General features: G+C 39.6%; 12 protein-coding genes. 5 read left to right on the forward strand and 7 right to left on the reverse strand.

Going from position 1 to position 14123, the window contains the following annotated elements:
* Positions 1–40: 40 nt before the first annotated feature.
* Entirely contained in the window at positions 41–1534 is a 1494-nt protein-coding gene (locus tag AC27HL_RS04670) for a peptide MFS transporter (RefSeq protein WP_487079302.1), read from the reverse strand.
* A gap of 364 nt (positions 1535–1898) precedes the next feature.
* On the opposite strand from AC27HL_RS04670, the gene AC27HL_RS04675 reads away from it, so the two are divergent.
* Positions 1899–3632: a winged helix-turn-helix domain-containing protein gene (locus AC27HL_RS04675; protein ID WP_487079304.1), complete on the forward strand. Its 1734-nt coding sequence runs from the start codon at positions 1899–1901 to the stop codon at positions 3630–3632.
* 74 nt (positions 3633–3706) lie between these two features.
* Here AC27HL_RS04675 and AC27HL_RS04680 read toward each other — a convergent pair whose 3' ends face one another.
* Entirely contained in the window at positions 3707–5011 is a 1305-nt protein-coding gene (locus tag AC27HL_RS04680) for a M24 family metallopeptidase (RefSeq protein WP_487079306.1), read from the reverse strand.
* A gap of 359 nt (positions 5012–5370) precedes the next feature.
* Between AC27HL_RS04680 and ggt the strand changes: the two genes are divergently transcribed.
* From ggt to AC27HL_RS04700, 4 genes are all read left to right on the forward strand, one after another.
* Positions 5371–7050 (forward strand): gamma-glutamyltransferase, encoded by a 1680-nt coding sequence (gene ggt / locus AC27HL_RS04685; RefSeq protein WP_487079308.1) that lies wholly within the window; start codon positions 5371–5373, stop codon positions 7048–7050.
* Positions 7051–7187: 137 nt separating this feature from the next.
* Entirely contained in the window at positions 7188–7439 is a 252-nt protein-coding gene (locus AC27HL_RS04690; protein WP_487079310.1) for a hypothetical protein, read from the forward strand.
* Positions 7440–7632: 193 nt separating this feature from the next.
* Positions 7633–8442: a DUF6602 domain-containing protein gene (locus AC27HL_RS04695; protein WP_487079312.1), complete on the forward strand. Its 810-nt coding sequence runs from the start codon at positions 7633–7635 to the stop codon at positions 8440–8442.
* Positions 8443–8521: 79 nt separating this feature from the next.
* Positions 8522–8917 (forward strand): hypothetical protein, encoded by a 396-nt coding sequence (locus AC27HL_RS04700; protein WP_487079313.1) that lies wholly within the window; start codon positions 8522–8524, stop codon positions 8915–8917.
* 147 nt (positions 8918–9064) lie between these two features.
* Here AC27HL_RS04700 and yiaA read toward each other — a convergent pair whose 3' ends face one another.
* From yiaA to AC27HL_RS04725, 5 genes are all read right to left on the reverse strand, one after another.
* The gene (gene yiaA / locus AC27HL_RS04705; protein ID WP_487079315.1) at positions 9065–9649 is read right to left on the reverse strand and encodes an inner membrane protein YiaA; all 585 of its coding nucleotides are present in this window, start codon (positions 9647–9649) and stop codon (positions 9065–9067) included.
* Between the two features lie 153 nt (positions 9650–9802).
* A complete protein-coding gene (locus AC27HL_RS04710; protein ID WP_487079904.1) occupies positions 9803–11158 on the reverse strand; it encodes an alpha-amylase family protein in 1356 nt (451 codons plus the stop codon).
* A 343-nt stretch (positions 11159–11501) separates the two neighbouring features.
* The gene (locus tag AC27HL_RS04715) at positions 11502–12110 is read right to left on the reverse strand and encodes a PilZ domain-containing protein (protein WP_487079317.1); all 609 of its coding nucleotides are present in this window, start codon (positions 12108–12110) and stop codon (positions 11502–11504) included.
* Between the two features lie 27 nt (positions 12111–12137).
* A complete protein-coding gene (locus AC27HL_RS04720; protein ID WP_487079319.1) occupies positions 12138–12749 on the reverse strand; it encodes a TetR/AcrR family transcriptional regulator in 612 nt (203 codons plus the stop codon).
* Positions 12749–13975, reverse strand: a complete 1227-nt coding sequence (locus AC27HL_RS04725; protein WP_487079321.1) for a threonine/serine exporter family protein — start codon at positions 13973–13975, stop codon at positions 12749–12751. The genes AC27HL_RS04720 and AC27HL_RS04725 overlap by 1 nt, the downstream gene beginning before the upstream one ends.
* Positions 13976–14123: the final 148 nt, after the last annotated feature.

The raw sequence follows: 14123 nt of genomic DNA on the forward strand, positions 1-14123 counted from the left end.
TAGAAGTAACAATGGCATTTTGTCGATGATACTTTTACGGTTATTTTATACCGTGCATTAACTTATTTATTTGTGGTCCAATAATAAATAAAAATGCGCCGCCTAAGGTGAGTAACCAAAAGCTAAATGAAAAGCCGGAGAGGGCTGAGGCGACCGTCATACCGGTTTCGCCACTCATTGAACCTGCCAATATCCCTGAAAAGTTATTGCCAATGGCAGTACTTAAAAACCAACCACCAAAAGCAAAACCAGCCAGAGAAGCGGGTACTAACTTACTAACCATAGACAAACCAATAGGTGATAAGCATAACTCACCAATAGTATGTAGTACGTAGCAAGCGGCTAATGGCCAAATTGGAATCATATTGTTGGCATCCAATAGGTTTTCTAGCGCGTATATCAAGACTAAAAAACCTAAGCCTGTGCCGAGTAAGCCTAAAGCAAATTTACGCGGAATACTCGGTTCGACTTTTCTCTTATGCATAAACAGCCAAAGTGCAGACACAAGTGGCGCAAATATTAAAATGGCGACTGAGTTAACTGACTGAAACCATGCAATTTTAAATTCAACGGCTTCAGTGATACTTCTATCAACAATATTTTGCGCCAAAAAAGTAAATGAGCTACCCGCTTGTTCAAAAAACATAAAAAATATCACGTTGAACAAAAACATAATCAAGCAAGCAATAACGCGTTCAAAAGCGACTTTTCCGTCACCTTTAGCCTGTTTTAATAACAATATGGCTAAACCAACAAAGAGTACAAATAGAATCCATGCCAGCACTTGTGCACCCGCATAAGTCATTAAAATATAAACAGGAATAATTGATGCGAGGGCACCGAAAATAACCGTAATTAAATTCTTCGTCCTTAACGGTGTTTTTTCAATTGAGCCAATCCCCTTTAGTTGACGGCGGCCAATATAAAACCAAACATAACTGATCAACATGCCAACGCCAGCCGCACCAAATACGGCTTTATAGTTGTCCATCATAGGAGTGTCGGTTAGCGTACTGGCAAGCCATTGGGTTATAATTGGCGAAACCATAGCGCCAGCATTAATGCCCATATAAAAAATACTAAAGCCACTGTCTCTGCGATGATCATCTACTGCATAGATTTTACCGACTAAGTTTGAAATATTAGGTTTGAATAAACCGTTACCAACAATAACTGTGGCTAAGCCAATCATAAAAAAGGTTTCATTGGGCAGCATAATTAAGAATAAACCTGCGCCCATGATCACCGCACCCACTAATATAGAATGTTGTGAGCCAATAACTTTGTCAGCAATATAACCACCGAAAATAGCGCTGGCATAAACAAGAGCTAAATATGCACCATAAGTGTTTGATGCAAAAGACTGACCTGATGCGTCACCATTAAAAAACTGTGCAACTATGTACAGTGTTAAGGCCCAGCGAATGCCGTAAAAAGCAAAGCGCTCCCAAAATTCTGCCATGAATAACATCCATAACGGTTTAGGGTGCCCCCATAAGTTTTCAAACTCCGGTAGTGCTTGTGTTGAAGCCATAATTCCTTCCTTAATTGATATACCAACCAAACTAGCTAAATGAACTTTTTAAATGGCCTAAATTTCTAATAACATCGTTGCGTTCAATCCCAATAGCCTGCTATTGCTCAATCAAGCGCCTTGCTATTAAATATTTATTCTCATTAAAAACTGCTCCCTTAGTTAATTTGATTGGTATTAATTTTATTTGTTGTCATATCAGCTTACGCTTTTGGTTTTTTGCTACTTGAAGCTAAGGTGAAGCAGGCAAAAAGATTTGGTGAAGCTTTGGTGAAGAAGGCTTTAATTTAGTGAAAAGCGGTGAATAAATGCAGAGAATCATTGCACTTTGGTGAAAAGCCGATAAATTAACGGATACTATTTCATGCTGAATACTTGCTTAGTGCCTGATAATTATAACAATACAACTCGTTACATAATTGACGACCTGAACTTAGATGTTCTTCGTGGTGAATTAACTCGCCAAGGTGAAGTGATCACTTTACCTAAATTAAGTTACGACTTATTGGTGGCATTAGCACAAGCGGCTCCGGCACTATTAAGCCAAGAAGAGTTAATGGTAGCTGTTTGGCCAGATAGAGTTATTGGTGATGAAACCTTAAAACAGCGGGTTAAGCTATTAAGAAAATCGTTAGGAGATGATGCTTCAGCACCAACTTATATTGAAGCAGTGCGTGGCCGAGGTTACCGGCTGATTCCTGCGGTCAAGTGCGAATGCGTTGTTCGTAAGCCACCTTCAGTAATGCTAGATTTAAGCGCCAACGACAGATTTCCAAGTCTTAGTGAAAACCAGTTTGGCACTTTGTGGCGACGCATTTCATTGCTAGGATTAATTGTATTTATCGTGGCACTGATTAGTATTGTTTCAACCTCAATATTGATGAATGCCGTTAATGACAATGATGAACTACTACTGGTTGATAAAACATCTGAAGCGTCGCAGGCTACTGCTAATAATAAGGTTCATGACAATATTGATACTTCGGCCAATAAAGCGATGCGCTTTTACACTCGCGGCAGAGATTATTACCATAGATATCGCAAGCAAGATAATGAAATTGCCATAGAATTTTTTCAAAAAGCAATTAATGAAGATAGTCGATTTTCTCTTGCGTATGCGGCACTTAGTCAGGCTTATAGTCAAAAATATTTTCAGTTTTCAGGCCAAGAGCATGACAAGCAACTAGCAATTGACAACGCTTACCAAGCACTGAGTTATAACAATAACTCTGCCGCCGCATACAAGGCCTTAGGGACCGCATATTATGTTGCTGGTTGGTTGTCCAAGAGCATAAAAACCTTGCATAGAGGCCTGGCCATAGAAGCTAATGAAATTGAAATTATGATTAATCTTGCCTTTACTTATTCAGAGCAAGGCGAATTAGCGACGGCACTGCAATGGCATAAAAAAATATTGCAGCAAGCGCCTGAACATGCACTTGCCATGATGCATACAGGTTTAACATTAGCGCGCGCTAAACATTATGAACTAGCGGAAGCTTGGTATCAAAAGGCGTTAAGTTTACAACCCGACTATTTATTAACAACCTACCATTTAGCGCAGTTGGCTATTGCGCAAAAAGATTATCGTAAAGCATCAACACTGGCTAAAACAGAGCAAGGTAACAACACACAACAAGCACTTTTTCTGCAAACGCAAGCTGATATCGCTTACTTTCAGGGAAATATTGAAGTTGCTCAGCGCTTATTTCAACAAGCGGCTGAATTAACGCCAGAAATGCTCTATTCAAGAGCCAAACTGCTGGCCAACTTATTGGTTAAAAAGGTAGAAACTAAAAATGAGCTAACGGCTATTTTCGTACTTGATGAGTCAAGTATTGCCGAACTAAAAGCAAAACAGCAGCAGGGCAGTGAACAAGCCGAGCTAAGCTTGTTGTTGGCGGAAATTTACAGTGCTAAAGCCGACTATAATTTAGCGATGCGTTATTTAACGCAAGCCATTGAACAGGGCTACCAGCTTGATTATCGTGTATATCAAGCGCCCTTATTTAAAGGCTTACGCGAACAAGGTATTTTTCAGCGTTTAAGCGCACAAAGCAAAGAAGCTATTGAAGTTGATAGCTTCTTTCAGCAATAGCATAATATTCAGCGCAATAACCTTGTACTTTTAAGTTTACTAAGCGTTTACTGCGGGTTGAGTTTAAGCATGGCTTATACCGTATCTAATTTTACTAACTTGCCAATTGGCTCGTCTAATGAGCTAGGTGGCATAGTAAACCATTGCGGGCCATTTTTCGTCATGTAAATACAGTCTTCTAGGCGCACACCAAACTCACCTTGAATATAAATTCCCGGCTCATTAGAGAAACACATACCTGGTTTTAATATTTCAGTTTCACCGTGAACAAAGTTAACACTTTCATGGCCTTCCATACCAATACCATGGCCTGTTCTGTGGGAAAGTCCTGGTAATTTATAACCTGGGCCAAAGCCTTTTGTTTGATATAATTTGCGCACAGCATCATCCACTGAACCAGCTTGGTTGCCAATTTTTGCTTGTTCAAAGGCAACTTGTTGTCCTTGTCTTACCGTTTGCCAAACCTCACGTTGCCTTTTATTTGGCTCACCGAAAACAAAGGTTCGGCTGATATCTGATTGGTAGCCGTGCACATTACAACCACAATCCATTAGTACGATGGAACCTTCGGTTAAGGTTTGTTTTTGTTTAGTGCCATGTGGGTAAGCACTGGCTTGGTTAAATAACGCCATATTCCATGCGCCTTTGCCGCCAAGCTGCGTTTGTGCGTTTTTCATTAATGACTTCACATCGCCTTGGCTCATGCCTAACTCTAATTTTGACCAAACATCGGCGTAAGCGAGTAATGTGACTTCATTAGCTTTATGCATTAATTCAAGTTCGTGCTGGCTTTTATACATACGACAGCCACGAGTTACAGGTTCTGCACTTACGTGTTGCATGTTAGAAAGCTCAGCCATTAAGCCGCTTAAAACAAAGTAGCGCACTGAATTTTCAAAGGCAACTTTACCTTGTTTAATACCGGCGTCAGCTAATATTTGTTTGAACAGTGCAAATGGGCTTTCATGCTCTTGCCATACCCGAATGTCGTCACTTACCGCCAAACTTTCACGCACACTTGGCTCTTCAAAAAATGGGCAAACTACGGCAACGTTGCCTTCTCTAGGAATAACCACGGCTGTTAAGCGCTCGCTACGCCACCATTGAATGCCGGAGAAATAATCCATTGCTGCGCCCGGTTCAAGCACTAGTGCCGCAATATCGAGCTGCTGCATTAATTTTTGCGCTTTGGCGATACGTTGCAGTCTTTCTGCTTTGCTAATAGGTGTTACTGAGACGGTAATAGGCGTTAAATTTTTTTCCGTACTTTTGGTTTCATTGGCTGTGTGGTTGCTGCCAGCAATCGCTGTTCCGGCAAGGCTAAGTGAAGCTAAGCTTGCGCCACTGGCTTTTAAAAAGGCTCTTTTTGTTATATTCATTTGTCATCCTGCTTTAGCTATCAAAATAAATTTGGCAATAGCTTGAACGAGTTAAATTCTAATGGCTTCACGCTAGCGGTTTTTTATTAGTCGAGCAAGCCATTACCGATAAATTGTTGGCTAATTACGGTGAAAAGATAAAAATTGAAATTAGGTTTAAATAATATGGCGCGACTTAACCTAAAAACTGGGCGTATCAGCGAGTATTTTTTGTACATCGTTAAGCGTCGTGTTATCAATAATGTTCAGCACTAATTTTAGGCGTCAATTGAGAATAATAAAATATGATTAAGCACTGCACGTTTTCGCGAATCAGTCGCGCTGTTTTCAAATATAGTATCCTTGTTACTTCGGTGGTTATGTTGCAAGTTCACGCCAATGCCGACCGAGTGACCGGCAAAACCCATGCTACCCGTTCAGAAGTTATTGCTGCCAATGGTATGGTGGCAACTAGCCAACCGTTAGCCACACAAATTGGTTTGCAAGTACTGAAAGATGGCGGCAATGCCATTGATGCTGCTATTGCTGCTAATGCAGCGCTTGGCTTAATGGAACCAACTGGCAACGGTATTGGCGGTGACTTATACGCGATTATTTGGCATGCAAAAACTCAAAAGCTTTATGGCCTTAATGGTAGTGGTCGCTCGCCTCAATCACTCACCTTTGAAAAACTTAAAACTGAACTTGAAGCATTAGGTCGCAAGAACATTCCCCCTTACGGCATGTTACCAATTTCTGTGCCGGGCACGGTTGATGGCTGGTTTGAAATGCACGATAAATTTGGCAAAATGCCAATGAAAAAGGTGCTAGCACCTGCTATTGATTATGCCAATAACGGTTTTCCTGTTAGCGAACTTATTGCATATTATTGGGATAGAAGCGTTCCAAGGTTGTCGCCACAGCCGGGTAGTTTTAAAGAAACTTTTACCATTAATGGCAAAGCGCCGCGTAAAGGTCAAATTTTTAAAAACCCTGAATTGGGCAATACCTTGTCGTTAATTGCACAGCAAGGCCGAGAAGTGTTTTATCAAGGTGAAATAGCCAACAAAATTGATAGCTTTATGAAAGCCAATGGCGGTTATATTACTCGTGAAGATCTCGCTAGCCATACTTCTACATGGGTTGAACCTGTTTCAACCAACTATCGTGGTTATGATGTTTTTGAACTACCGCCAAATGGCCAAGGTATTGCCGCATTGCAAATACTCAATATGTTAGAGCCATACAACTTAGCCGAGATGGGCTTTTTATCAGAGCAAACGCTGCATGTGATGACTGAAGCTAAAAAGTTAGCCTTTGAAGACCGCGCTAAGTTCTATGCCGATACTGAATTTTATGATGTACCGCTTATCGGGTTAATTGATAAAAAATATGCCATGGAGCGGAGAAAGTTGATTGGTGAACGCGCAGCTAAGCGTGTTGATGCGGGTAATCCGGCTATGTATCAAGGCGACACCATATACTTAACTACGGCGGATAAAGACGGCAATATGGTCTCACTTATTCAAAGTAATTATCGTGGTATGGGCTCAGGAGTGGTAGTGCCGGGGTTAGGTTTTGTTTTTCAAGACCGTGGTCAATTGTTCTCTATGGATGCAACACATGCTAATGCTTATCAACCGAATAAACGTCCGTTTCATACTATTATCCCAGCGTTTGTGATGAAAGGCGGTAAACCCTTTATTAGCTTTGGTTTAATGGGCGGCGCTATGCAACCGCAAGGGCATGTACAAATTGTCACTAACATTATTGATTTTGGTATGAACCTGCAAGAAGCGGGCGATGCCACACGCTGGCAGCATTATGGTTCAACAGAGCCGACCGAAGCGAATGGCAAAACTTTAGTTGATGGTGGGCGGTTGGTGATTGAATCTGACATTCCTTACCAAACGGTGCGCGGCTTAATGCAACGTGGCCATAAAGTTGGTTTTGATATGGGCGGCTATGGTGGCTATCAAGCGATTATGTGGGATGATAAAGAAAAAGTGTATTATGGCGCGTCTGAATCAAGAAAAGACGGACAAGCCGCTGGATATTAAGCAAGAATTTTAACGTTAACTACTGCTGATTATTTACAATATTTGTTATGCTGTTGCCAACTGATTTACTAAGTCAGTTGGCTTTTTTATATCTGTAAGAAACAGAAATTCAAATACTGGAAGTAAGAAAATCGCTGATGGCAAAACCCAATAAAAAAGGCCCAACTAAAACCGTTGATATATTTTGCAACGGCTGCAATACGATATTATTTAAGTATCGCAAAGGTGGTAAAGGCGCATTAGTAAAAAGCTTTAAAGAACGTATTAGCCAAGACTACACTTTCGAGCCATGTATTTGCCCTAAATGCCAAAAACCATTTGCCCGTGAGACCCTGATTCGTGGTTTACCTGCTTATAAATTTATTGGTGGTAAGGTTTGGTTTAAGTAACCAAAAACGATAAATACAATCGTTACTGCTCTTTTACTTAATTATTAATGTCATTTGTTAATAAATTGAATTTTATAGCTTTTAAATGTTTGAGCTTATTAGATATTATTTTCATTGGATAAACGCTTTTAGGATGAAATAATGTAATTTTCTCCATCGTAAACTATTAAAAACACTTAAAGGTTTGAATTAAATGGCGTTATATCAAAGTTATGCAAAAGAACTGATGAGTAAATTAGGACGGTTAAATGCTTTAGTTAAGCATGCTCCGTCCATAGGGACTTATCATGAAAGTATTGTAAGCAGCTATTTAAGAAAATTCATATCTCGACGGTTCTCCATAAAAACAGGATTTGTTTATAATTCAGTGACTAATGAAGTAAGCTCTCAAATGGATATAATAATAATTGATGAGAATGTGCCATCTGCTTATCTATTTCAAGATGATGATTTCGTTGTTGCAGTTCCTGATGCTGTTGTTTGCGCTATAGAAGTGAAAACAAATTTTGACAAAGATGCTTTTTTTGATATAGCAAAAAAATCAGAACAGTATCGAAAAGCAAACCCAAATGGGCATAATATTTTAGCGCTCTGTTTTAAAAATAAAATAGTTCAACTTGAAACTATAGGACTTTGGTTTGAAAGTATAAATGTTATCGATACGTGGCTTAATTACCCTAAAAGCATAACGATATTGGATGACTGCATAATAGAATCGTACCCTGAACCAATGATCCAACCAGGTGGGGCGTGTCGTACAGTATGTAATGATGGTGTCGAGGAAAAGGAAGAGGCGTTGTTAACGCATTTTTTATTTTCGGTAATGAAACTCTGTGAGTTAAAGGCAGGAGTGAATAGCGATAGAACAATAGGCTCTATATTTTCTGGTGACTATGATAAGTTATATATTTTAAAGCATAAAGTATTTAAGTATGGTGTAGGCATGGTCGAACTTGAACAATTGAATCGTTCAGGTGGTGAAAATATGTATTCTAAACTTTAAAAAATTTATTTTAATATTTTAAAGCCAGTCGACGAACCGTTTGTTCTATTTATAAGGTGCCCTATAAATAAAGGAAAACATGAAATTATTATTACTAATATTATCACTATTGTCATCATCGGTATTTGCAGCTAAGCCTGACTTAAATACCTTTTCCGAGTCTTTAGATTACGCGCAAGTCACTAAAGTACTCGCGACGCAAAAGTCTAACGGTACTTGGTGTTTTGGCACTTCTGTTAAACACAATGATCAAGGCTGGGATCATTACGCTGATGCTTGGGAAGTTATCGATTTAGATGGCAATAAACTTGGTTATCGGCAACTGCATCACCCACATGATCATGAACAGCCGTTTACCCGTAGCCAATGTAATATAGACATACCAACCGATATTTCTCAGGTGGTAGTTCGAGCCAAATGCAATCAGCATGGCTATGGCGGTAAAGCTATGTTGGTAAAATTAAATCGAAAGTAGTCTCGCGTAGTCGTTTAACTAGCCAAGTGGCGCACAAGATAACGTTAACGTAATGAGTTTATTGAAAATAAAAACGCGACGGTTAAGTCGCGTTTTTATAACAAGAAGGTATGTTCCTTGTTCAGTTATTACTTATTTTACTGTTTGCTAGTCAATTATATCCGCGGCATCTAGCGCTACATTTACCCCTTGAGAAGCTTTTGGAAAAGCTGAAGGGTCAGTGATACCTTGTTCATTGGTTAAGTCGCGTATATTTTTTTGCACCGTGATAATGGCAAATAGTGATAGCACAAATGACATGCCATAAAAGCCTTTTTCGCTTAATAACATAGTGGCATTAATAAGACCGATAACTAGTAAGGCGATGGCTGAAAAGAAAGCGACCCAGCACATGCCCATAAATACATTGGTAACTGGAAGACCTTCTGATTTATCTCGAATGGTTTTTTGTAGGGTAACAGCAGAGAACATTGCTAGTAAAAAAACAGCAAAGTAATAGCCTTTTTCATTTAACAGCAATTCAGCATTCCATAGGCCAATTAAGTAACCTAAAACACCTATTGCAAGAACACCCCAAGTGGCAAAAATGTATGCTGAAGTTGGTGTATTAACGTTTGAAGTATTTAAATGCATGGATAATTCGTCCTTGTTATTGCTAAGCTTCATACCAGCGCGGCTGGCTTTTGCTACGTATCTTACTGCGGTTAAGTATATGCTATTGATTAAAAGCATTGATAGTCCTTTACTCGCGCGTCATTCCTTTTTATATCATCACGTTACGCCAAATGCCGACTAATTACCAGTGTAACCTGTTGCTGTAGTGATAAAAAAAGCGCTATCTTGAAGTAGCGCTTTAATTGTTATGTTTGGCTTATGAGAACTCTATTATTCCATTAACCACATTCTTGCTTTACGTCCAGGTAAGTAGAATTTATGCCATTGGCTATTAATGTTTTGTACATCAATGCCTTCAACAACATCACGGTAGTTTTTATACCACCACAAGTTATGCTCGGCGGTGTTCACCCAAACGTCTTGACCATTATCACACTTGTTAATACCGACAACGCCAATATGATCTCGTTTAAACAAAATAATGCAGTCGTTAAAGTTCATTACCTGCATGCCTCGACCTTGGGCAGCATTATGGAATTTGATCATGCCAGCGATGTCAGAGCGTTTATATAAATCAACCCAGCGGCTACCGTCATTACTTTCATTGTGATCAGAATAAATCATAGGTGTACCGCCATCGCGACCCATAATGTAAGCATTGGCTAAGGTTTCGTCAGTGGCATTAAGAATTTGATATCTAAAGCCGTCGTTACTTGGAATATCATGGGTGATAGAGAAGGTAACCGCTTTGTCTCCGGCTAATGCTTGTCCGTATGCACCTGGGTCAACAAGTTGATTCATTGAACCACCAAAACTAAATGCACTACGCAGTGATGCAAATAGTGGGAAGTCGTATGCATCGTGCCCTGTATCATTTAAATAAGGAGCAAGAAAACTGTCGTAGCTATTGTCGCCAGCACCGCCTGAGGTAATGATTTCGCCAAAAACATGTACGCCATTTTTAATGTCGTTATTAAATACGGCATTAATATGGTAATTACTCATATGTTTGGCGGCATCAACACGAAAACCCGTAACACCAATGCTTTTCAATGCTTGTAAATAGGCTTGCTGCTGTGAAACCACCCAGTTGTTAGGATCTAAGTCGGGTAAGCCAACATCGCCATTACCACCACATAATCGCCAATATTGTACGTGACCGGGATTACCCCAGTCGGTAATGCAGCCGGCAGGGTGAAAATCTCCCGCACCTAAATTGCCCTGTTGTAAGTCACCAAATAGTTTAATTGAATCATAGTAAGTGCTGTTTGCTGCGTATTCAGCCAATACTTCAGTGCCAGGATAGTTTAAATCGGAACGTTTGTAAGACTCGTTGGCCATATGATTAAATACGATATCAGCATAGGTTTCAACGCCTTTGGCTTTAAGGGCATTAACCATATCTTTAAAGTCATTGGTATCGCCTAATGGGCTGTGAATCAGTCGAATATCTTGTGGTTGGTAGCGAGCCCACCATTCATTCCCAGATGATTTATAAGCAGGAGAAACCAGCACTTTTTTGTAACCTAAATCAGCAATTTCTTGTGCTTTGGCGGCAACGTCGTCGTATGTCCAGTTAAAAGCGTGCAATATGGTATCTGCTGCGGTTACTTGGCTAAATAGCATACCGCCAGCTATGGCTGTAGCTTGTGTTAGCTTCTTTATCGTTGTTTTTATTTTCATGCTTTCCTCGTTTGCGGCTAGTTTAGTTTTTATGTTGCTGCTTATTTTTATAAGAATGTTTCTGGTTTGTTAACAGAACTGAACATGGATTGAGCATAAATTAAGCACAAAAATTTAACTAGATAGCTGCATACGTATTCATATCATACGTATGCAAAATAAGGTTATGCGTTTACTTGGCTGAAAAATATTAACAGCGACAGCTAATTAACTAAGAGTTGAATTTACTGGCTGGTGTTTTGAATTTTTTAAAGACGAATAAAATGCTATTAGCTAAGTTTATTTATTATTGATTTTTTTCTTGGTTTCGTTGTTGGGCAAGTGCCTGTAATTGCTTTGACTGTTGGTGCAAACTTAAACGAACTAGGGCTTCACGATCTTCTTCACGAATATGGTGAAAAATCACCTTGTGTGCTGTGCCTTGGGGATTTGTCTCAACACTAACAATTTCTCCCACGCAATATACTGCACTGTTTTCTTCAGTAAAAAAGAGTTTTAAATTTAGGTAATCACCCAGCTTAAATGGTGATTCAGTTGTTGATTGGAATATAACGCCACCGCCACCAAATTTTGTCGCTTGAAAGCGCTCACTGGCAATATCTTGCTGGCCTAGAATATAACCGACCAGTAAATCCATTTTTTGCGCTTGATGATTTAAATACTCCATTAATTGGTTAGCAACACCAGCGACAGCTTGCAGAGGGCGCAAAGCACTTTGGTCTAAGGTGTTAATTTCAGATGCTATTTTAAATGGTGTTGGCATATTACTTAGAAATTGCTCGTAACTTGGCAACTGCGCTGAATTTAAGACTAGGGCATTAATATTAAAGCAATAATCAATTGAGAAGAATTCATCAAATTGTGCCAATTTTGCTTTATCTTCAGATGTCGCCATAATTACTTACCTTAATTGAATTTGTGATTACTGATTTGCACGGTTATTGGCAAGAAAAACATTCACTGCACATTCACACATTTCTTCTATTTGACTAGCTTGCGCGTAAATACCGTCAATTACTAAACGTGCTATACCATGCAATGTTGCCCAAGAAACTTGCGCTAACCGTAACGTGTTTTCGTCGCTATTTATTATGCCTTGCTCTTGCCAAAGTTTAGTCATTTCTACTTGATAGTTGAAGCTAGTGTAAGCAATGTTTTTTAACGCTTCAGTACTATTGTTTTCTTTCCAAATAACCCGACCAAACATTAGCTCGTAAAGCGATGGGTTTTCTGTGGCAAAGCCAATATAAGCATGAACAAAATTTCGGTACTTGTCTTCATTAGACACATTTTTTGTTGAGAATATTTCACTAGACAACAGGTGCCAGCGCTCAAAACCTTGTTGTGCGATGGCGCATAATAAATCATTTTTATCGGTGAAATGATGATATGCCGCTGTGCGTGATACGCCAATACGTTCAGCAAGTTTGCGTAATGACAAGTTTTCAATGCCAGCTTCGGTAACCATGTCGCTGGCAGTAATAATGAGTGATTTACGTAAATCGCCGTGATGGTATTTAGTTTTGCTGACCATTATAGTGTTTTTCGCGACGGCAGTGCGACATTGGCAAAAATTAACCCTGCCACTAAAGACATAAAGATTAAGAAGGCTTGCGAGCCAATATCGGTGGCATTTAGCATAGTTTGGCCGGATACCGCATGGTTTAAACCAATATAAACTTTACTACCAGGTACAAGTACAACAAGCCCCAAAAGCTTAACCACACTTGATGGTAAATTCATGATGCGTGAAAAAACATTACTGTAGATACCTAAAGCAAAAGCCCCAACAAATGCGCCGAGTGCAATGCCTAAATATTCTGCGCCAATAATGCTGGCACCAAATGCCACATAACCTGAAATTATACCCCAAGGAGCATCTTTTTTTCGGCACCTAAATAAAATAACTAAGCTAATTGATAACGTGGTTACGGCAGCCCAAACTGTCCAATTTGGTGTATGAGGGGGTTCAACAAAAGCAACTTCTCCCCAAAGCATTTTACCCAGCGCGACACCTAGTACACCGCCAAAGTAGATTTTAAATAGGATCATGACGGCATCCATGATCCGCGCTGTGCCTGACATTAAATTTCGTGCGGCAAGTTCTGAAAGTGCCAGTGTTAATGCTAAGCCCGGTATAAAAGCAATGATACTCGATAATATAACCAGCGGTATGTTGATGCTGGGGTCAATTAAAGCGATAGCTGAGGCTAGAAAAGCGCATGTAAGTGCCGAAATAGGCTCTAACATATCTGTTACTCGCTTTGAGCGTTCAGCCCAAAAGGTAAATAAACAAACCACCATTCCTAAAATGGTTGACCAAAATACATCGTTCCAGCTGGTTTGCATTAACATGGCAAAAGCACCGCTTGAGGCGCCAAAGGCAAGGAAAGTTAAAATGCGTCCGTAAGGGTTAGGTTTATTGGCTATTTCATCTAAACGTTCTATTGATTCTGCTAAAGTTCGTTGCCCTGACGTTAATTCATCAACCAGTTCATCGGCGCGTGCTAGAGAGCCTAAATCTAGGTCGCCTGGTGCCACGCGAAGAATATGGTTGTAGTCTTGATTTTCATGATCTTGTGATAGCACAAATGTTAACGAAGTTGGCGTGATCACAAAAGAGCCAAACACGCCTAAACTTTCAGAAACGTTAGTTAAATGTGCTTCAAGTCGGTAAGCGGGTGTACCAAATTTATGCAAGGCTTTGCCTAAACGAATTATAAAACGACGTTTATCGTTAAAATTGTCAGTACTTGTCATGGCTACAAAGTTCAGAATAGAAAGAATTTTTCTATGGTAAATGATTAATTTTAAAATGAAAGCACAGAAGTAAAATCTTAATAAAATTTCTATTAAATGCCGAGAATATATTCGTTTATTGGGTAATTTACGAATGCCTTTATTCTCG

This window comes from Colwellia aquaemaris (assembly GCF_057548755.1).